Source organism: Chthonobacter rhizosphaerae (genome assembly GCF_013839525.1).
GTDB lineage: Bacteria > Pseudomonadota > Alphaproteobacteria > Rhizobiales > Pleomorphomonadaceae > Chthonobacter > Chthonobacter rhizosphaerae.
In genome coordinates, this window is sequence record NZ_JACDIS010000021.1 from 17872 (window position 1) to 36477 (window position 18606).

18 protein-coding genes are annotated in these 18606 nt (G+C 57.4%); 12 read left to right on the forward strand and 6 right to left on the reverse strand.

Going from position 1 to position 18606, the window contains the following annotated elements:
* Positions 1–252: 252 nt before the first annotated feature.
* Genes HND91_RS21750 through HND91_RS21760 form a run of 3 tightly spaced genes read left to right on the forward strand, consistent with a single transcriptional unit; the run spans position 253 to position 4672 of the window.
* The gene (locus tag HND91_RS21750; protein WP_181708715.1) at positions 253–1308 is read left to right on the forward strand and encodes a hypothetical protein; all 1056 of its coding nucleotides are present in this window, start codon (positions 253–255) and stop codon (positions 1306–1308) included.
* Complete coding sequence (locus HND91_RS21755; RefSeq protein WP_181708716.1) at positions 1308–3758, forward strand: glycosyl hydrolase 108 family protein; 2451 nt, start codon at positions 1308–1310, stop codon at positions 3756–3758. Before HND91_RS21750 ends, HND91_RS21755 begins: the two co-directional genes overlap by 1 nt.
* Positions 3758–4672, forward strand: coding sequence for a hypothetical protein (locus HND91_RS21760; protein ID WP_181708717.1), 915 nt, complete (start codon positions 3758–3760; stop codon positions 4670–4672). Before HND91_RS21755 ends, HND91_RS21760 begins: the two co-directional genes overlap by 1 nt.
* Positions 4673–4766: 94 nt before the next feature.
* On the opposite strand, the gene HND91_RS21765 is transcribed toward HND91_RS21760, so the two are convergent.
* Entirely contained in the window at positions 4767–5564 is a 798-nt protein-coding gene (locus HND91_RS21765) for a hypothetical protein (protein ID WP_181708718.1), read from the reverse strand.
* A 281-nt stretch (positions 5565–5845) separates the two neighbouring features.
* On the opposite strand from HND91_RS21765, the gene HND91_RS21770 reads away from it, so the two are divergent.
* The gene (locus HND91_RS21770; RefSeq protein WP_181708719.1) at positions 5846–6232 is read left to right on the forward strand and encodes a hypothetical protein; all 387 of its coding nucleotides are present in this window, start codon (positions 5846–5848) and stop codon (positions 6230–6232) included.
* A 66-nt stretch (positions 6233–6298) separates the two neighbouring features.
* Positions 6299–7126, forward strand: coding sequence for a hypothetical protein (locus tag HND91_RS21775; RefSeq protein ID WP_181708720.1), 828 nt, complete (start codon positions 6299–6301; stop codon positions 7124–7126).
* A 291-nt stretch (positions 7127–7417) separates the two neighbouring features.
* Here the strand turns inward: HND91_RS21775 and HND91_RS21780 are convergent, their stop codons facing one another.
* The 3 genes from HND91_RS21780 to HND91_RS21790 all read right to left on the reverse strand — a co-directional run bounded on the left by HND91_RS21780 (position 7418) and on the right by HND91_RS21790 (position 9922).
* Positions 7418–8623, reverse strand: coding sequence for a DnaB-like helicase C-terminal domain-containing protein (locus tag HND91_RS21780; protein ID WP_181708721.1), 1206 nt, complete (start codon positions 8621–8623; stop codon positions 7418–7420).
* The gene (locus HND91_RS21785) at positions 8620–9270 is read right to left on the reverse strand and encodes a helix-turn-helix domain-containing protein (protein ID WP_181708722.1); all 651 of its coding nucleotides are present in this window, start codon (positions 9268–9270) and stop codon (positions 8620–8622) included. Before HND91_RS21785 ends, HND91_RS21780 begins: the two co-directional genes overlap by 4 nt.
* A gap of 463 nt (positions 9271–9733) precedes the next feature.
* A complete protein-coding gene (locus HND91_RS21790) occupies positions 9734–9922 on the reverse strand; it encodes a hypothetical protein (RefSeq protein ID WP_181708723.1) in 189 nt (62 codons plus the stop codon).
* Between the two features lie 42 nt (positions 9923–9964).
* On the opposite strand from HND91_RS21790, the gene HND91_RS21795 reads away from it, so the two are divergent.
* The 4 genes from HND91_RS21795 to HND91_RS21810 all read left to right on the forward strand — a co-directional run bounded on the left by HND91_RS21795 (position 9965) and on the right by HND91_RS21810 (position 12593).
* Positions 9965–10549, forward strand: a complete 585-nt coding sequence (locus tag HND91_RS21795; RefSeq protein ID WP_181708734.1) for a recombinase family protein — start codon at positions 9965–9967, stop codon at positions 10547–10549.
* A gap of 55 nt (positions 10550–10604) precedes the next feature.
* Positions 10605–11198 carry a Pycsar system effector family protein gene (locus HND91_RS21800; RefSeq protein WP_181708724.1) on the forward strand — a complete coding sequence of 198 codons (594 nt, stop codon included), beginning with the start codon at positions 10605–10607 and terminating at the stop codon, positions 11196–11198.
* Positions 11176–12153, forward strand: coding sequence for an adenylate/guanylate cyclase domain-containing protein (locus tag HND91_RS21805; RefSeq protein ID WP_181708725.1), 978 nt, complete (start codon positions 11176–11178; stop codon positions 12151–12153). Before HND91_RS21800 ends, HND91_RS21805 begins: the two co-directional genes overlap by 23 nt.
* A gap of 266 nt (positions 12154–12419) precedes the next feature.
* Complete coding sequence (locus tag HND91_RS21810; RefSeq protein ID WP_181708726.1) at positions 12420–12593, forward strand: hypothetical protein; 174 nt, start codon at positions 12420–12422, stop codon at positions 12591–12593.
* A gap of 114 nt (positions 12594–12707) precedes the next feature.
* On the opposite strand, the gene HND91_RS21815 is transcribed toward HND91_RS21810, so the two are convergent.
* Positions 12708–15176 (reverse strand): type IV secretory system conjugative DNA transfer family protein, encoded by a 2469-nt coding sequence (locus HND91_RS21815; protein WP_181708727.1) that lies wholly within the window; start codon positions 15174–15176, stop codon positions 12708–12710.
* Positions 15177–15234: 58 nt separating this feature from the next.
* Positions 15235–15588, reverse strand: a complete 354-nt coding sequence (locus HND91_RS21820) for a hypothetical protein (protein WP_181708728.1) — start codon at positions 15586–15588, stop codon at positions 15235–15237.
* 138 nt (positions 15589–15726) lie between these two features.
* Between HND91_RS21820 and mobQ the strand changes: the two genes are divergently transcribed.
* Genes mobQ through HND91_RS21835 form a run of 3 tightly spaced genes read left to right on the forward strand, consistent with a single transcriptional unit; the run spans position 15727 to position 18439 of the window.
* Positions 15727–17493 (forward strand): MobQ family relaxase, encoded by a 1767-nt coding sequence (gene mobQ, locus HND91_RS21825; protein WP_181708729.1) that lies wholly within the window; start codon positions 15727–15729, stop codon positions 17491–17493.
* Between the two features lie 47 nt (positions 17494–17540).
* Positions 17541–18179, forward strand: coding sequence for a ParA family partition ATPase (gene parA / locus HND91_RS21830; RefSeq protein ID WP_181708730.1), 639 nt, complete (start codon positions 17541–17543; stop codon positions 18177–18179).
* On the forward strand, positions 18176–18439 hold the full coding sequence (locus HND91_RS21835) for a ribbon-helix-helix domain-containing protein (RefSeq protein WP_181708731.1): 264 nt from the start codon (positions 18176–18178) through the stop codon (positions 18437–18439). The genes parA and HND91_RS21835 overlap by 4 nt, the downstream gene beginning before the upstream one ends.
* Positions 18440–18606 lie beyond the last annotated feature (167 nt).

Genomic DNA, 18606 nt, shown 5'->3' on the forward strand with positions numbered 1-18606 from the left:
AATCGGAGCCGCAGCTGTAATCGGAACACTGGATATGCTAAAAATGAGGTTGTTTATACTCAACGAAGCCGCTATAACGAATGAAAGAGCGTTGGTTGAAGAAGCTCAGAAGTTGAAAGACCAATCTACATGCCAATGATGGCGGTATAGATCGGTTTTATACTTGATAACTAAACAAGAACGATATACCATAGGTATGTCGTGATTTGGCATGTCTAAGCCGCACCACGATGATATGTGGGAGGCGAAGGTATGGCACTTATCGATATTGATGGATTAGTTCAACAGTTAGCGTTTCAGGGTGGAATACTCTCCCCCGGTACACAGCAACAGCCAGCACAACGACAGCCGCAGGGATTTCTGAACGGCCCCGGAATGAGCCAAGCGCTCCTATCTCTTGGCTCGACACTGGCTGAAGCGAATGAGCGCGGGTATGGACTCGGTTCCGGCTTGGCGTTCGGCGCTCAGGCCTTCGGGAACTCTCTACAGCAAGAGAGAGACAGAATAGCTATGGCAGAGCGGGAAGCGACCCGCGATCGTATGGCCACGCTCAAGGACCTCATCGACATTCAGATGGGGCAGAAGGAACTAAACCTTCGCATGAGCGATGCCGCCCTTAAGCGGCGCATGTTCGAAGCAGAAATGGCCAAGGCCAGAAACGCACCGCCTCAAACTACGGGTTTGCCCGAAGGATACATGTGGGGCACAAACGGCCAAGCCGTGCCCATTCCGGGCATTGAAGGAGGCGCAATTAAGCCAGAGGCCCGAGTTTTCGGTTTGCAAGTGGCAGAGGGCGCGACACCTACCAAAGACGACGCGGCAGCAGTTAAAACTGTCCGTCAGGCGTATATCCAACTCCAAACACTAATACCTGAATATCGAGGTCTTGTTGAGGAATATGGCTCCGAAATCGAAGGTTCTGGGGCTGCTAACCTCCTTCAGCAGAAACAGGCGCAAATCGCTCTACAAGTTAAAAACCTTGAAGAGTTAGGCGCTCTACAGGAAGCCGACCGCGCCGTCATCAATGACATGCTCGGATCGCCGGTCAGAAAGCCCAGCCCCTACGGGCTTGATACGCTAAATCCTTTGCGCGGATTGCCTTGGATCGGTGACAAGGATCGCTCACTCCGCCAGATTGAAAGCTTCGATAAGTACATCAAGGATCGGTACGACACCGCCTTGAGCAATCGTGGGTATACGGAGACCACCCAGCCTCCGGCACCACAGCCAACCGCAGGTGAGACAGGCAACCTCTCGCCTGCGGAACAGGCCGAGCTTCAGCAACTCCGACAAAGGTTCGGTCGCTGATGTTCGAGAAGGCATATAAACAAACCCGCGCTTTCGAAGGCGGTTACGCCAACCATCCCAATGATCGGGGTGGCGCAACCATTTTTGGCATTTCCTCCAAATACTGGCCGGAGGATTTCGCCCTTGTGAAATCGCTTGTCGATCAGGGTAGGACCGACGAGGCGGAAGCCTACACCCGCGACTTTTACAAAAAGAATTTTTGGGATGCCTCCGGAGCTGAGAACGCCTCGCCCGAGATGCAACCGCTCATCTTCGACGCTGCCGTCAATCACGGGGTTGGAGCAGCAAAGAGAATGTTCGCTTCAGCAGGGAGCGACCCCACCGCGTTCCTTGATGCCCGTCAGGGGTACATGGACCAAATCGTCCAGAACGACCCCTCACAGGCTGTTTTCCAGCAGGGTTGGCAGAACCGCGTGGATGGCCAACGCATGCCCGAGCCGGTCCGGACTGCGTCGGACAGCCAGAGCGTCGAAACACTCAACGGCAGCTTTGCCAGCATGTCGGTTGGGGATGAGCGAGAGGAGCTTGTAGCCCTTCGCAGGCTTGCAGAGCTGGAGGACAAGGCCGCGCAATCCCCGAGCTTCACGGACAAGGTAGGGCAGGCCGTTGATCGCCGCGCCTCCATGGCCGCAGACATCCAGAAAGCGACCCGCGATGGGAAGCAAACGAAGGCCGAAGAAATCTGGCAGCTTGCAGGGAAGGGCGGTGCAGGGTTGGCCGGAGATGTGGCTGGAGCGGCTATTTCCAGCGGGTTCCAGGCACTTCCGGACTACATCGAGCAGCCGATCCGTTCAGCGGGCCGAGCTGTCATGGATAGTCCCATAGGCGGGATATTGAATTTCGCCGCAGAACAATATGGCGATTTCGCCCAGAACCACCCCCGTGCCGCCCGCAATGTCGAAGCTACCGCGAACATGGCGGGACTCGCTGTTCCAGCGAAGGCAGCACCTTCGGCCCTTGCTACCACCGCCGCCTCGGCAAGGGCCGGAGGCTTGCTGGCCGATAAGGTTTCTGCATCAGGTCTGGGCCTTCTGGATATGGTCAAACGGCCTGCTACGAACGCCTATGATGATCTTGTCCGGCCTGTCCTCCCCAATGCGGTTGAGGACCCGAGCCTGATCGCTCGCAATCAAGCGAGGGCGGGAGAAAAGCTTCTTCAACGGCTTGAGCAGGACGGCATCTCTCTGGACGACATGCAGTCTCTCGGGAACCAGTCCATCTATGAACGCGGTGGAGAGAATATCGAACGACTGGGCGAAGCGATCTCTCAGATGCCCGGTAAGGGTGCCACGATAGCGCGCGACTATGCCGAAGCCGCATTAGACGAGCAGGCGAGCCGCGTTCTCGACCATGTTTCCCGTTTTGTGAGCGGCAAGACGGACTACGCCTCTGAGATCGACAGCGTGATCCAGACCGGACGCCGGAAAGCCTCGCCCTTGTATGACGCGGCTTATGAGGGCAATCCGTCGATGAAATCCAAAACGCTGAACCGCCTTCTAGAGACACCTGCCGGGAAGGCTGCGCTCGGCAAAGCCCGTACAAAGATGTTGAACGATCCCGATCTCGCCGAACTTCCGGCGATAAAGGCAATGGGGATCAGGATCGACCTGAAAAATATGAAGGCTAAGGACGCGTCCAACGGCCTGAACCTGCGCACCCTCGACTATGTGAAGCGAGCGCTGGATGACCAAATTCTGGCAGCGCGTAAGAACCCGGACCTGGCTGACGATGCCCGGATCATTACCAACCTGAAGAAGCAGCTGGTAGCCGAGATCGACCGTCTGGATTACGCCTCGACAGGCGGGAAGTACATGAAAGCCCGGGATGCCTCCCGAGGCTACCTTGAGGACGTGGACGCTTTCGAAACGGGGCAGACCTTCCACAAGCTCACGACCGGAGAAATCAAGGCCAAGCTCAGAGGCATGTCCGAGAGCGAGCGCGACCTTTTCCGCATGGGCATCTCCAAGCGGATTGGCGACCTGATCGACAACGCAGGAGACAATACCAACCTATCCCGCCTGATCGTTGGCAAGAAAGGGCTGCGAGAGCGGTTAGAAGCCGCTCTTGGTCCGGAGGAATACGCGCAGCTTAAAGCGGCTCTCGACGGTGAGAAAACCCAGTTCATCAAGGCTCAACGGCTGAAGGGCGGAAGCCGAACCAGCCGCATGCAATCCGAGAAAGAAGACCTGTCCGCAAACGCGTTCGACGCCCTTCAGGACGTGCAGCGCCGAGGCATCCTCGGCACGGTAAGCGACAGGGCATCTCAGTATGTCGCGGGCCGCTATGTCGTGGGCAATGAGGGGGTATCCGAAGAGATTGCCCGAGTTCTCTTCGAACGCGATCCTACCCGACGCGATGAGATGCTGAAGAAAATCATCGATCAATCAGCCAAGAAGCCCAAGAAGGCCAATGGGCAAAAAGCAAAAACAACAAGCAAGGAAGGTAAGTAATGGGCGGAGGAAAAGGCGGAGGCTCAGGGAAAACGACCACGACGAGTAAGCCGTATTTACAGACTGAAGTTAAGAACGCAGCCAATCAGGCAACAAAACTGATGAAGGCCGGTCAGCCCGCATATTTTCCGGGACAAACGTATGTCGGCTACTCGCCGGAGACGGAGCAGGCCCTCAGCTTGATAACGCAGCGAGCAACCAACGGCTCGCCGCTGATGACGACTGCAAACAAGACGATGCAGGGCACTCTGGACGGAAGCTATTTGAGCAGCAATCCGTACCTCGACGAGATCGTAAGCCGGTCGCTTGATGACGTTTCTCGAAAATACACCGAGCAGGTCCTTCCGGGCCTCGCGTCCAATTTTGCCAGCTCGGGCAGATATGGCTCGGGCATTCAGCAGAATCTGACGGCTGATGCTATCGGTCAACTTGGCAAGGAAGCCATGGGTGTGGCGTCCGGTATTCGGTATGACAACTACAACACCGAGAGAGATCGGCAAATGACCGCCCTCGGCATGGCCCCAACGTATGCAGCGAATGACTACATCGATGCTAATCAACTCATGGGGGTTGGCTCCGCAAGGGAGGCACTTAAACAGGCTGAACTTCAGGACGAAATGGATCGTTACTGGTATACCGCGAACGCGAAAAACAATGCGTTGGATCAGTACATCAACCGCATATCACAGCTGAATGGCGGATATGGTACTGAGACCAAGAGAGGAACAACCGCCAGCAGGGCAGGGGGTCTCCTTGCAGGAGGGATCAGCGCTCTCGGCATAGCATCTGGCCTTGGCGCGTTCGGCTCCGGGGGGCTGTTTGGATTGTTGGGATCTGGGGCCGCAACAGGATCCTCAATCCCAGCAGCAAGCACCGCCCTTGCAGGAACCGGTGCACGATACATGCTCGGTTAACTGGAGACCTAAGAACCTGCTTTTAGTACGTAAAGACGATTGAGGCGTTTGCTCACAGGCAATCGCCTAATCAGGCTGCCCTGCGATTGCAGGACTATCCTCCGGTTCGCTCTACCGAGGCAAGGAGCCCAGATCGAGACAGCAGGCTTTCCATGGCTTCGGGAAATTGCGGCTCAAGGAGAGAGGAGTCCTGCTCACCGAGAAGTTCGTCGAAGTCGGCTCGCCTTGCAGACGAGTCTAGGTCCCAAAGGTAGCACGGGGACGAGAAAAGACGGTCAGCTGGAGAGGCTCCTGACATCACCCCGTAGCGATCTTGCCTGCGCGCTCCGCCTACCGGCGTAAGTATGAGTGTGCGGGCGAGAGGAGTATCTTCTATGTGACCGAACATAAACAACGACGACATGTATTCGTAATAGAATCCCCTATAGATGATTTCTCTACCATCGCTATTCGGCCTGCGAGCTTTGAATACAGGAACTGTGAGCCTGCTATCGATCTCGAATAGCTCCATCCATGTGACCGCAATTCGCTCATTTTTTAAAAGAGAGAAAAGTATATAACGACCTGCAGATTTTCGCTCTGAGTCCTGCAATATAAACTGGTCAAGACATAGCCGATTGAGAACGTATTCAAAACTTACAGGTCGGAAATTATCGATATCGCTTGGCTTCTTGATGCTATTGTCTTTGTAATATGTCTCCATTTTGTTCAGAACATCAAAGGTGCCAGGGGTTCGTTTGGCGTTAAGTCGATATATGAAATGAACATTGACGCCAATCTTATCGGCGATCACCTTGTACGAAAGCCCATGCGCGTCGTTCAAATGTTCAATGAGCAACCGCAGGCGTGAGGACTTTTCGGGCGATAGTAGCTGTGTTGCTGGCTGTTCCATCGCAAGGCGCCCCTTTCCCCCCTTACAACCAATTCTGCGACGTCCAGGCAAAATTTGCAACGCGTGCGCAGATTTTGCTCTCAATCCGACAATGAAGTATAGTTTTGTTAAAAGTGGGCAAGGTCGGTTAAAATAGTCCTACTCTGAGCAACGCCGTCCCAAAACGCAAATAACAGACAGAATTAGTCTAAACAATTGCTCTTCAAAAAGCTCATGGAATGACCCTACATGTCTTTTGCGACCCAAGAGAGGGCGCGAAAGCACTGAGAGGAGTATTCCTCATGAGCAAGATCATCATCGCATCGGTGGCGGGTACTGCGCTGGCCGGTGCGTTGGTTTCGGCGAGCCCGGCGAGCGCCGAAACGTTCGAGATCATCATCTGCAAGGAGGCGCTCGTCGCCGCTCCCGCAGCTGCGGCCTGTGCCGGAGCCGGGTTGCTGATCCACGAGCTCTTCGTGGCCGATAAGCCCTTCGGGCCGAACGGCGAGCTGATGAAGATCATTTCCGCGCCGGTGAAGATCGTGGACGGCAACATCGAGGGTGTCGTCCGTGAGAGCGGTGAGGTCGCCAAGTTCCTGCGTGTGACCATCGGCGTCAGCATCCGCGACATCGAGCGCTACGGCATCTTCGGCGGGCCGAACTCGATCTTCCGTAAGCCGCTGGGCTGACGACCAGGTGGCGGGTGTTCAAGCCCGCCACCCCTCCTCTTCTCCATCAAACAAAGGACGTGTGTCATGAAAACGCTTCTGCTGGCTTCGGCCGTGGCTCTGGCTTCCGTCTCGGTGACGCCTGCGCTTGCCAAGGGGGCCTTCGATTTCCTCGATCCCTGCATCGAGGCGCGCAAGGATTTCTCGAAGCAGCGCGATGAGGTCCGTACGAAGTTCAAGACCGTGAACACCAACATCGAGTTTGCGACGGCTCCCAAGGAATTCCGCGACGCTTGGATCGAGGCGAAGCGCGAGCAGGCCCGCCCCATCTTCGACGCGGAGGTGGCCCCCGTTCTTCAGCGCTTCTCCGTCACCGATATGGATAAGGCGTTCGACGTCTGGTTCTCGGACATGCTCGCAGCCGTCGCTCCGGCTGACCTCAACGAGCTGATCAACACCACTTACCGGACGCTGGCGAAGGAGGAGATCGCCAAGTACGAGTCGGAGACCGAAGCTGAGTTCCAGAAGGCGAAGGGGGAGCTGGACAGCGCGTGCAAGAAGGATGTCGGCAGCCAGGTGCTCCGCGTTGCCATGGCGCCCATCAGCTGGATCGGCGGCAATTTCGAAGCGGCGAAGGACGAGCACAACCTGGTGACGCAGACCTTCAAGGCTGTGACCGGTATCAGCCCGAAGGACATCGCGGAACACGGCATCCTGGGCGGCAACTCGGAGCTCCGCAAATTGGTCGAGGCGGTCGGCCTCACCAAGAAATCGGCCCCGATTGTGATCCTCGGGGAGATGGACATCACCAATCCGGACTCGGCTGCCGGTGGCTTTGTCCGGGACCTCGATATCACCAATCCGGGTTCGGGCTTCCGTAAGGAGTTCAAGAAGCTGGATCCGTCCAACTGGTAATTGAACTAGTAAAGCTTGAGAGCTTTTTCATAGGGCGCCCCTAAGACGGGCGCCCTTTTTCATGTCCACCATCATTCAACTTTACACGTCCGCTCAGAACCAAGCGCCTCCAGCCTTTTCGCTTTGGAATGGGAGGGAGGGGTGGTTCTTCGGTTCTAGCGACATCATCATCTAGATAAGACCAGACGCTCAGGCCTTCACGGCAGTCTGCGATGGGCCCGACTGTAGGCATGTTCCTACTCAGCCAAACAGCCTTTAGGCGCTCATCGTAGGGGCACCGTTCCGCTCTCATCAGGCGTCCTCAAAGAACGGCCCTGAGGTCGTGTTCATCCGAAGCCCCGGCGCATTCTCATTCCCGATGTCGGTTCTCATCGTGTAGCGGCTCGCATCCATTCGAAGCCATCGCCCGGTTTCTTCGGTTTCGCACTTTTCGATCATGAAGAGCTGATCGCATGCCTTCCGGAGCCCGTTCCCCCCGAACAGGTGCCCGTCCTTGTTCATCTGAGCCATGAGAATGCACCAGACCTTGTTCTTCCGCGCGAAATCGGCGAACCCCTGAGCCACATAGCGGAGGTGCTTTTCCTCCGTGTCGCCTTTGCTCTGCCCCCCGACGAGCTGCCAATAGTCGATGATGAAGCCCTTGATTTCATGACGGAGGATAGCCCCCGACACCCTGTCGAGAATCTCCCGCAGGCAAGCGCCTGGCGCGTCCAGATAGTGGACTTTGCGCTGGGGAACATACTGGGCCAGCTTCTGCTTGACGATGCCGGGTGACCCTAAGAACGCGAGGGAGTTCACCCCGATATCGCGGGCCACGTTCCGCGCCTCGATCTGCGCTGAACCCATCTCCAACGCCACATACAGGTGTGGGCAGGAGAGATTGTAGCTGATCGAATGGGCGAGTGTGGTCTTGCCCATCTTCTCGGCCCCACAGAACCCATATGTGAATCCTGCATAGAGCCCGCCGCCCATCACCCGGTCGAGACGAGCTAGGCCGGTAGAGAAATGTTCGGCCGGCCGTTCGAGGGAGAGCGCAATCTCCTCGTAGACCGAAATCGCCGATTTAACGCCTTCTGCATTGGAGCCGTTCTCGACCTGGCTCTTCAGCCATCCGGCGATGTCCGAAGCTGGCTGCCCAGACACGATCTTCGCCTTGGCCTCGTCCACCACTCCGTCAAGCCGCCGGATAGCCGCGAACTCCGCAATCTGTGCAGACAAGCCGGGGACGTCCGGTGATAGGGTCGCTCGTGTCAAGGCGCGGATGTACTCTATCCCGTCGCCATCATCTGCAAACGTTTTTCCCCTCGCCCAAACAGCAAAATCATTCGGCTCGAAGACTCCTTTCTCCGAGAGAATGGCTTTCATCTTCGCAAACAGCTCTTGGTGTGGGGGAGCTGAGAAGTCCTCAGGCTTCAGCGGACAGTGAAGCATCTTGTCACTGTCACGGAGGAGGCCGCCAAGCAATATCTGTTCTATTTCGATATCGTCCAAAATCATTCGACTATTCCCATTGCCTTATTTAATTCATCCTCTCTATTAACGGCTTGCCGCGCCTCCTTTTTGGGTGGAGGGGCATACTCATCGGTCCAGCGCTCTGCATTTAGCCAGGAAGAAAGCATCTTCCATTGCTGCCAGTCTGGTTTGCTGACGATGTAAGCCTGAAGGCCAGTTTTGATCTGATCGAATGGCGTTCGCTTGCGAGCTTTTCTATAGGCTGCATCGGCTTCTTTCCGCCCTTTTTTGAGTGGAAAGCTTTTCCATAGCTCTTCAAATTCTTTATCAATGCACAATACTGACGTTTCTATTGACGTTTCATCTATATATACATGCAAATTTTGCACCTGATCACATGCAGAATTTGCACGTAGGCCCTCATCCCTACATGCAGAATTTGCACGTAGGTTGATCTGATACTCATCGGAAGTCCGGTAACCGCTCCGGTTGCTACGATGCTTTCGTTGCAGAAAGCCCTGTTCGGTTAGCCATTCGAGGTGTGACTGCACCGTCCGAAGCACGAAGCTCGTCTTTTCCGCTAGCTTCTTCTGGGAAGGCCAGCACCGCCCCATGTCATCGGCGCAATCAGCCAATGCCAGCAGGACCAGCTTTTGTCCTGGCGGGATGTCGAGATCGAAGACCCCGGCCATGTACCTAACAGCCATGAGCGCCCCCGAAGAAGGTGCTCAGGACGATTTTCAGCCGCCTGTCTCGGATGTCCGGATCGGAATGCCTCAAGGCCAACTCAACGCACGCCCGGACGCAAGGACCAAGCATCGGGTGATGAGGTATGGGTTCGAATAAGGGATTATCTTGCCGCTTGTCAGTAGGATGCGGCGTATAGGTCTTGGAACCAGTTTTCTGGAATGTTAGTTGGTGCATTATCTCTCCGCCTTGTGGATACGGAGAGGAGAGCGTAATAAATCGTATTGTAAAGATCGGGCAAATGACCTATGTTCTTTACATGGAATGACGTCCAATCAAACCCACGAGTTAGCACTACCATACTCCGTCCACTCTCAAGTTGTTCAAGGCCCTCGGAACCTACACCGAGGGTCTTTTAACTTATTATCACATAAGCGGGCGGATGACTATGTTTTTGGTTAACGATACTCACAGATGTTCTTGGTATTCTCTGAAGGTGAAAGCCTGTTCGCACGGCGCGATGACTAAGCAAATGCTTTGCACGGTGGGGCAGGGGCATTTGGCTTGTTCACAAAACGACTGTTTTTCGAACATGCCCAAGAGCCCCGTCGGCAGAGCGCCGGGCAGCATCGAAAAGTGTTCGGATTGCGTGTTCACTTTTCAATTGTCCGGAAAACGTGAGTGCGCTACTATCCGAACATGAAGATAGGATATGCCCGCGTCTCTACCCAAGATCAGAACCTCGACCTTCAGCGTGACGCTCTGAGGCAGGCGGGGTGTGAGAAGATATTCGAGGAGAAGGAAAGCGGCAGGGCGGGCACCAAGCGCCCGGTGTTCGAGGCCGCGCTTGCCTACCTCCGCCCCGAGGACCAGCTCGTCGTCTGGAAGTTCGACCGGCTCGGGCGGTCCTTGCGCGAGATGATCAACACGGCCCACGACCTTCAGGCGCAAGGGATCAAGGTCCTGTCCCTCACTGAGAATGTGGACACCGAGACGGCGACGGGCCGGATGATGTTCAACCTGCTTGGCACGGTGGCCGAGTATTTTCTCGACCTCAACCGGGAGCGGACGATAGCAGGCCTCAAGGCAGCGGTTGCCCGTGGCCGGAAGGGCGGTCGCCGCAAGAAGCTGAGCGACGCCGATATTGAAGCGGCCAAGGCCATGCTAGCAGCAGGCACGATCCCCGTTTCCGAGATAGCAAAGCGCTTAGGGGTCGGGCGCACCGCCTTCTACAGCTATTTTCCGCAAGCCAGAGCCAGCAGCTCCAAGTCTCACAACCCCTAAGATACGTTCCGACAACGCTCACCTTCTATGGTACGGAGAATTGTGGGGGTGAACGATGGACGAGAACGACCGGCAGGAAGCTTTCGAACGCCTGTTGACGGCGATCCTTGGAAGGGTAGTGGACTTCCTGAAATTCGCAGAGGCGAAGAACGCAGCTCTGCTAACGTTCGCATCTGCATGGATCATCGCGTCTATCAATCTCCTCAACGGATCGACGCCCCTTACCCCTGCCTGGCAGAAAGCCTACACGGTTGCGCTTCCGATTTTCGCGATAGCCGCTCTCCTCGCGATCATCTCCTTGCTGCCGAGAACACTTCTCACCCGGATCTATAGAGATCCGAACCAGGCGAAGTCGCTTCTCTATTTTGGGGATATCGCGACCTTCGAACCTGCGGCCTACAAGGAACGTGTCCGCGAGCGGTACTATCCTCCGGAAAACGAAGCCGTCACCCGAAACTTCCTCGATGACCTTTCCATTCAGATTGCCGCGAACAGCCAGATCACCCTCTGGAAGATGAAGCTGTTCAACGCCGGAGCGCTCCTTGTGCTCCTCGCCCTTGTCGTTCTGTTCATCCCGGCAGCGGGCAAGCTGTGGGCTTTCGCTTCCTCCTACATGGGGCCCCCCGATGTCGCAAAAGGACCTTCGTGACGAAATCAACGAGGAGGTCAGCACGATCCTCGGAAAGGATTTTCAGATCGACGTCACGACCACGACCACCGTCCCGCATTCCTCGGACGGTTCGATCACGTTCCCCAATCTCGACACGAAGAGGCAGGGCGCGAAGCTGATCGAGACGTGCGTTCTCTACATCGATATCCGCCGCTCAACCGCCCTCAATTTCTCGCACAAACAGCAGACGGTGGCGAAGCTCTATTCTGCCTTCGTCCGCGCCATGACGCGCTGTGCCCGCTTCTACAAGGGGCATGTGCGAGGGATCATTGGCGACCGCGTGATGGTGATCTTCGACCAGAAGGACTGCTTCAGTAATGCGGTCCATTGCGCAATCGCAATGAACACGGTCTCTCAGCACATACTGAACAAGCACTTCACCCGCAATGAAGTCGAATGCGGGATCGGCATCGACTACGGTACAATGCTCGCCACGAAAACAGGCGTTCGGCGAAAAGGCGTGGAGCAGAATAATTATCGAAACCTCGTATGGTTAGGTCGTCCTGCCAACGTCGCCAGCAAACTAACAGATATGGCCAACAAGCCGGAAGAGAGTTTCAAATATCCTATTGTGGAAGCTGGTTTCGAACAAAGAAACTTCGGGATTCTTGCGACCGGCCCTGATTGGAAGTGGCGGGAGATATACGCAACGGATTTTGTTCAGCAGCTCACAGTAGAACCTCTAACTCATAAGATGTTGCACAACGATCCAACATTCCGGAGCATGTTCACCAGCGAACGGACGCATGTTCGCATTCCCAAAACGAAGCCGATCCTTATGACAGAGGCAGTCTGGAGCGGGTACAAGGCAGCAAATCCGACTTCGGTCGTTGTTACCAATAAGCTGTTCACAGAAATCACGCTTTCGGTTCCAGCATATCGTGGGAAAGTTCTTGCGGGAGACCCGTTCTATCCGGACCTCAAGCCGGAGTAGTAAGCCTGATAGCTCCTTATCTCCCCCTTGTTATAGGTTGGAATCCAGGTCGAAGTTTGGATATTTTCCGGCTTCTGCCGTAAGACTGGGGGCGCTGCCCCCAACGCCGCGTAAAGGATAAAGGCTATCGCCCGACATCCTCGCCATGCTCGCTTCGTGCCTGCAGCTGCGCGTGGCTCCGGTCTCGTCCTTGACGCTCTGCCCCCCGCCCTCGGCGTGAGCCAAGGGTATGGACGCGATCCATACCCAATGAGAAAGGATGAAGAATGAAAACTGACATAGTGCAACTTGAGGTAAAATACAGAAAAGCAACAATACAACTGGCGGAGGCACGTCTACACGCCCTCTATCTTGTTGACGCGCCGCAAGCGATGATCGAGAGAGAAGAAAGTCTGGTTCAGTTTCTACAAGAACAATATGAGCAATTATCAAGAACTTGATGCTGGCATGGCACGGGCGAAAAGCCCGTGCATACGCCGCAGAAGGATTAAACCGAACCAAGAGCGAAGGCGGGTCGAAAATTCCCGCCTTTGTTCTGCCTTTGGGCTTCGCATTTATGCCCGTTTCGGGAGAAACTTACGAAGCAACGCTTGTGCCCGAGACGACAATCTCTTCGCATCCGCCGCCTGTTTCGCCTCCCGTCTCCTCCGGGCAATGACCTCATCTTGTAAAAGAGCCGCCTGCTTACGCTGTGCCTCATCAAACCCTGTAGGCTTCGCCCGGTGCGCGAAGGCAATTTCTTCTCGTCTCCCGATCTTTTCCCAGTATTCCATTTGCTGCTCTATGGACAACAGAAAAAGGAACTCATTATCGACCAGCGCCGGATAGGCGGACACGAGCAAATCAATATCGACGGCCTCCCGTAGGGCTTGGAGCCTCCTCTGACGCTCTCTTTCGGCGGCTTGCTGCCGTTCGCGCGCGGCCTCTTCCTCGCGGCGCTTCTTTGCCGCTTGTGCTTTTTGGCGCTTCTCTGCCTTCTCTGCTCGGAGGCGCTCCGCTTCCGCTCTGGCCTTGCGATCTTCCCGGACCTTCTGCCGCATCCGGGCAAACAAGATTTCGTCCGCGAACACACCCTCGATTTTGCTGGACGGGTTTTCAGCCTCTTCCTTGACGACCGCGTCCCACCATTCGTCGACACGGTCGAGCCCGTCCATGCCCTCCCAATAGGGGACGACCTGTACGATAGACATGCCGAGATTGGTCCGGACGACGGCGTACCGGGCGCATTTCCCCGGTTCCGCCGCCGTCAGGGTGTGAAGAGCCTGCGGCGTCATCCGGGGAAGGCCAGCGTGGCGGAGGCGGCTTTCCAGCTTGGATTTTGCGTTCGTGAAATCGTTGTCGGCCAGACGGACCTTGAAGTCATAGTCCGCCTTGGCAACCTCGTAACCGTGCCGGATCGCCGCCACACGATCCTCGAACTCCACCTTGCGGGTCTCGTAGTCCTTCCGGTCCCAATCCGTTTGCAACTTATAGTGCGCCATCGCCCGCTCGTGATCGCGGCGCAGCTCCTCCATGCGGTCCTGATAGGCCGCCATGGCGTTGGTGTGATGGGTCTGGCGCTCTTTTTCGAGATAGTCGATGGCGAGACGCGCCGCCGCCGCCGCTTCGAGCTGAGAGGCATATTGCGCCTGCCCCCACGCGTTCAGCAGCGCAGGCATCAGCTTCTCCCGCCCATTGACAACCGTCGGCATCATTTGCGGCGCTGCGGGGACATGCGCGGCCTGCTCCATCAGGGACCGCGTGACGTAGCTCGGAGGCATCCGGGGAACGGACGGGGCCTGCCCCTGCACGGGCTGCATGCGGGGATCGGGCGGCAGCGGGCGCTTCGGCGGGGCGCCTGGCACAGGGTAATAGTCCGGCCCTCCCTTCTGCGGGGTCTCAAGCCCCAATTCGTCCGGATGCACGGGGCCGATCATGGTGGAGACCGTCTCCGCCACCTCCTTGCCCATCGCGAAATACACCTGCACGTCGCAACAGGTCAGGATCGTCCGGGCGTCCTTCTCCCCGTAAATGGTCTCCAATTGAGAAGTGTCGTGAAGGACCAGCATCAGCCGCACGCCCGCCGACGGATTGAGCCCAGCGGCGACGACCAACTCATTCATCCGCCCGAGGGCGTGGACCTCATCCAGCGCGAACAAGCAGCGTCCGCCGTCGGTCTCCTGCATCACATTCAAAGCCATGCGCACGAACAGGCGCAGGAATTTTCCGTGGAGGTCCAGATAGCCCCGGGGGATCACGAGGAAGAGGTCCAGCTTGCCCGTTTTCAATTCCGTCAGGTCGAAATCGGATTCCGCCAGCGCGTCCTGCATGACCTTGGAATCGAGCCACTTAGTGTTCTCCCGCGCAGCAGACAGAAAGTGCTCGAACTCTTTCCCTGCCTGCCGGATCGTTGCCGCCGCCGACTGGATAATTCCACCGCAACTGTCATCCATCGCCATCTTGTCAACGGTCTGATCCCACGCCTCCCCGGACTGCATGAGGAGCATTCGGACGGTCTTTAGGTTTTGATACTCCCGGCGATAGGCAACCCTAACGAAGGCGATCAGGCCCGCGAGGATCGTCCGCGCCCCGCCGTCCCAATGCTCGGCCTTCGGATCGTGTGTGACGACCATGCCGTCCGACAGCATGTAAAGCTTCTCAATCACGTCCTTGGCCGTCGGGTCGATCAGGTCCAGCGGATTGAACCGCGCACGGAAACGATCCGGGATATCGGCCAGCTTGAACGCGTCGAGCGCCCGGAATTTTTGTCCTGCATGCGAGCGCGGCTTCCAGCAGCGCGTCGTGTTCTCGCCCTTGATGTCGATACAGACGACGTTGCGGGGTTCCGTGATGATGTTCGGAATGAGATACGCCGCGCCTTTCCCTGAACGCGGCAATGCAGAGATCACAACGCCCGTGTCCGTGTGGACGCCGACCACCCTCTGCTCGTCCCGATCCTGACCCAGAAACACCATGCCCTTTTCGTATGTGGGCAGCTTCGCGCCGTCGAACGTGTACCTTTCGGTTTCAGGATCAAAGCCCATGGGACAGCCCTCCTGTCCCATATCCTGCCATTAACGAAGATTAATGAAAGATGAATGGCTACCCATCTTTCGGCGCGTTCAGAGAATTCACGGTCGGGGAGATGTCGGCCTGATCGCCTCCCCTCGCGGCATTCCCGTAAGCCGCGTTGACGGCGACAATACCGCTTTGGAGCCCGAGCCTGATCCGGTCTTTCGTGTCCTTCACATGCTGATCTGCTAGGGCCTTGATTGTCGCTTTCAGTTCGTCCGAGCCATATTCCTCGACCAGCTGCCCGATCACATAGCGTCGCCTGTCCTCGGCCTTTTTCTGCTCCTGCCTCAGCCTTGCCTGAAGCTGCTTTTTCGCCGCTAGCTCTTGCGCGATTTTCGCTTCTGCCTCTGCCAGCCGCTCAGCTGTTGTCTTTCGTGCCATGTGCCCCTCACGATACGTTCTGATCCTAGACCCGCTTCGCCGTCCGTGCGATGATACTCCGAGTTTGCTGTAGCCCCAAGAACGTAACAGCGCAGTTATACGTTGCTCCGCAACGTCTCACTCCCGGACCCGGAGAAAATGGCCCAATACCGCTTCTCAGCCTCGATCATAGGACGGAAAAGCGGCAAGAGCGCTACGGCTGCCGCCGCCTACCGTTCGGCTGAGAAAATTCATGACCACAGGACCGGAGAGACCCACGACTACACCGCCAAACGCGGCGTCGTACACACCGAAATCATGGCTCCCGAAAGCACGCCCGAGTGGATGCGCGACCGCCATGCCTTATGGAATGCCGTAGAGGCTGCGGAGCGTCGAAAGGACAGCCAGCTTGCCCGCGAAATTACTCTCTCCCTTCCCCACGAGTTGAACGACCGGCAGCGCATTGACCTGGTTCGTGGGTATGTGCGGGAGCAGTTCGTAGAGCGCGGTCTGATCGTCGATTTCGCGATCCACCAACCCGAAAAGCAGACAGACAGGCGAAACCACCACGCCCACCTGATGATCACCATGCGCGAGCTGACCAGCGATGGGTTCGGCAAAAAGATCAGGCTGTCAGAGCCCGCCCGGATTTCCGGAATTGAACGGGAACGCGAGGAGTGGGCCAACCATCAAAACCGCCTGTTTGAACGGCTCAATCTGCCGACGCGTGTTGATCATCGTTCCTATGAGGCGCGGGGGATTGACCGCATTCCGACCAAGCATCTGGGGCCGACGGCGGCCGCCATGGAGAAAGAGGGGAAGCGGTCCCGGCTTGGCGATGAGAACCGAGAGATCATCGCCGAGAACGCCCGTATTGCGGAAAACTACCGCCTTCAAGCGGAAGCCGAGAACACCCGCAAGCTCGTCCAGCCTCTACCGCCCGAGCACAAACGCCGCGACCTGTCCCGCGTCTACAATTACCGTGTCCGGAAAGCCCCTGACGTGCTTACGCGCCGTGAGGAGGCTTGGGCGCAGCGCGATCACGAGCGGAAAGTGAAGATCGAGCGTCGGGAGATGTATGCGCTGATCGAGCTTGGCCGGAAGCACGATCTGCAAAGGGTCCGCCTGGAAGCCGACCAGAAGGCCCGGAACGACACTTTCAAGCGCACCGTCGTCGAGGAAATGAACGCCATCGACCGGCGGATGCAGGCCAAAGGTGTTACCCGGTTCCTGCGCGACCTGACCGGCAAGTCCCGCTCCGATCAAGAAGCGCGTGCCCTTCATGAGAAAACCCTGAGGGGCGTTATTGAACGCGAGCTGGAAGAACTCAAATCCTTAGAAAACACTCAGGCGCTCGAGGTCCGGCACCTGACAGATAAATACCAGCGGGCGAAGGCGTCTCTGGAGAAGGAGATCGCAACCCGACAGGACCGTCTGCAGCAGGCTTTGGAGCGTGCAATGGACGACGAGCGCGACCGGGACAAGAAGAATTTCGAGCGGAGGCCTCCCCCTCTCCCAAAGCCCGAGCACTCCTACAAACCTGCACCCCCAAAGGGCGCGGGTCCCCCAAGGATGCCCGGAGACCAGGAAAGCTACGACCGCAAGGTTCAGGATTGGGCCCGTTCGGAAGAAGGCAGAAAAGCCCTCGCCCGCGATCCCAACCCCAACCAGCACCGCCTCGACTTTGAGAAGGCCAAGCAGCCCGCGCGCGGCTTGACGCCGGAGAAGGAGCCCACGTCCGGCCCGCCCGCCCGTGGCCTGTCACCGCCAGAGCCGAATAAGAACGAGCCCGCACGGAATCTCGCGCCGCCGGAGAAAGAGGCCACACAGGATCGTCCGCGGAATCTGTCGCCGGAGCCGACGCGGGATTTCGACAAGGCGACCGGGCGGGACCGCTACACCGGGCGCACACGCGGTCGGGATTGACACGACTCCACGCGTCCCCTATCGCCGTAGTGCACTAGGGGACGATCATGAAAACGATAGCCCTGATTTCCCGCAAGGGCGGTACCGGGAAGACCACCCTCGCCTGCCATATCGCGGTCGCCTTGACGCTTCAGAAAAAGGCCGTGGCCCTTCTGGACCTCGACCCGCAGGCATCAGCCAGCGAATGGGGCGACGCCCGCGAAGCCGAGTTCCCGTTCGTCCAGTCCGTCGTCTCCTCCCGCCTTGGGAAGACTCTCGACGAAATGGCGAAGATCGGCGCGGACTATGTCGTCCTCGACACAGCGCCGCACACGGAATCGACGGCCCTCGACGCGATGCGACTGTCGGACCTTGTCCTGATCCCGTGCCAGCCGTCGATCATGGACCTTCGCGCCATGACCAAGACGGTCGAACTCCTGAAAATCGTCCAGCGCCCCGCCTACGTCGTCATGAACGGCGTTCAGGCGCATTCGATGATCGCGAACAACGAAGCCGAGCGGACCATCGAACGGATGATCGGCCTTCCGGTTTGTCCCATCAGGATTGGCGAGCGGGTCGCCTATAACCGCTGTTTGATCACCGGACAGTCGGCGCAGGAGACGGAGCCCGACGGCAAGGCGGCGCGGGAGATCGACCGCCTCCGTAAATGGATCGAAAGCACGATCGAGCAGAGGATCGCCGCATGAAGCCGGATTTTGCCGCCGGGCTGAAGAAGCTGAAGCAGCCCGACCTCCTCCCGGAAACCGTGCCCGAGGAAAAGCCGAAAAAGCCCGTGCAGGCCAGCCGTGAGAAGAAGGTCTCGATTGCGGGGTATTTCGATCCCGAGGTCCGGGTGCAGCTCGCCGTTATGGCCGCCCGCCAGCGCAAGAACCAGGTCGATCTGATGGCCGAGGCCTTCAACCTCCTCTTCGAGAAATACGGGGAGCCACCAATCGCCCGGTCCTGAGCGCCAACTATGAGACTTTCGGGCGATGGACGACGAGTACGAGAAGGCGCGGGAACGCTATCGGCAGACCCACGACATGAACGCCGTCGCCAGCGCGTCCGAATTGTCGGAGCGCCTGCACGAGATCATGAAGGCCGGGGACCCCGAGGGGCTATCCGCCACCGTCG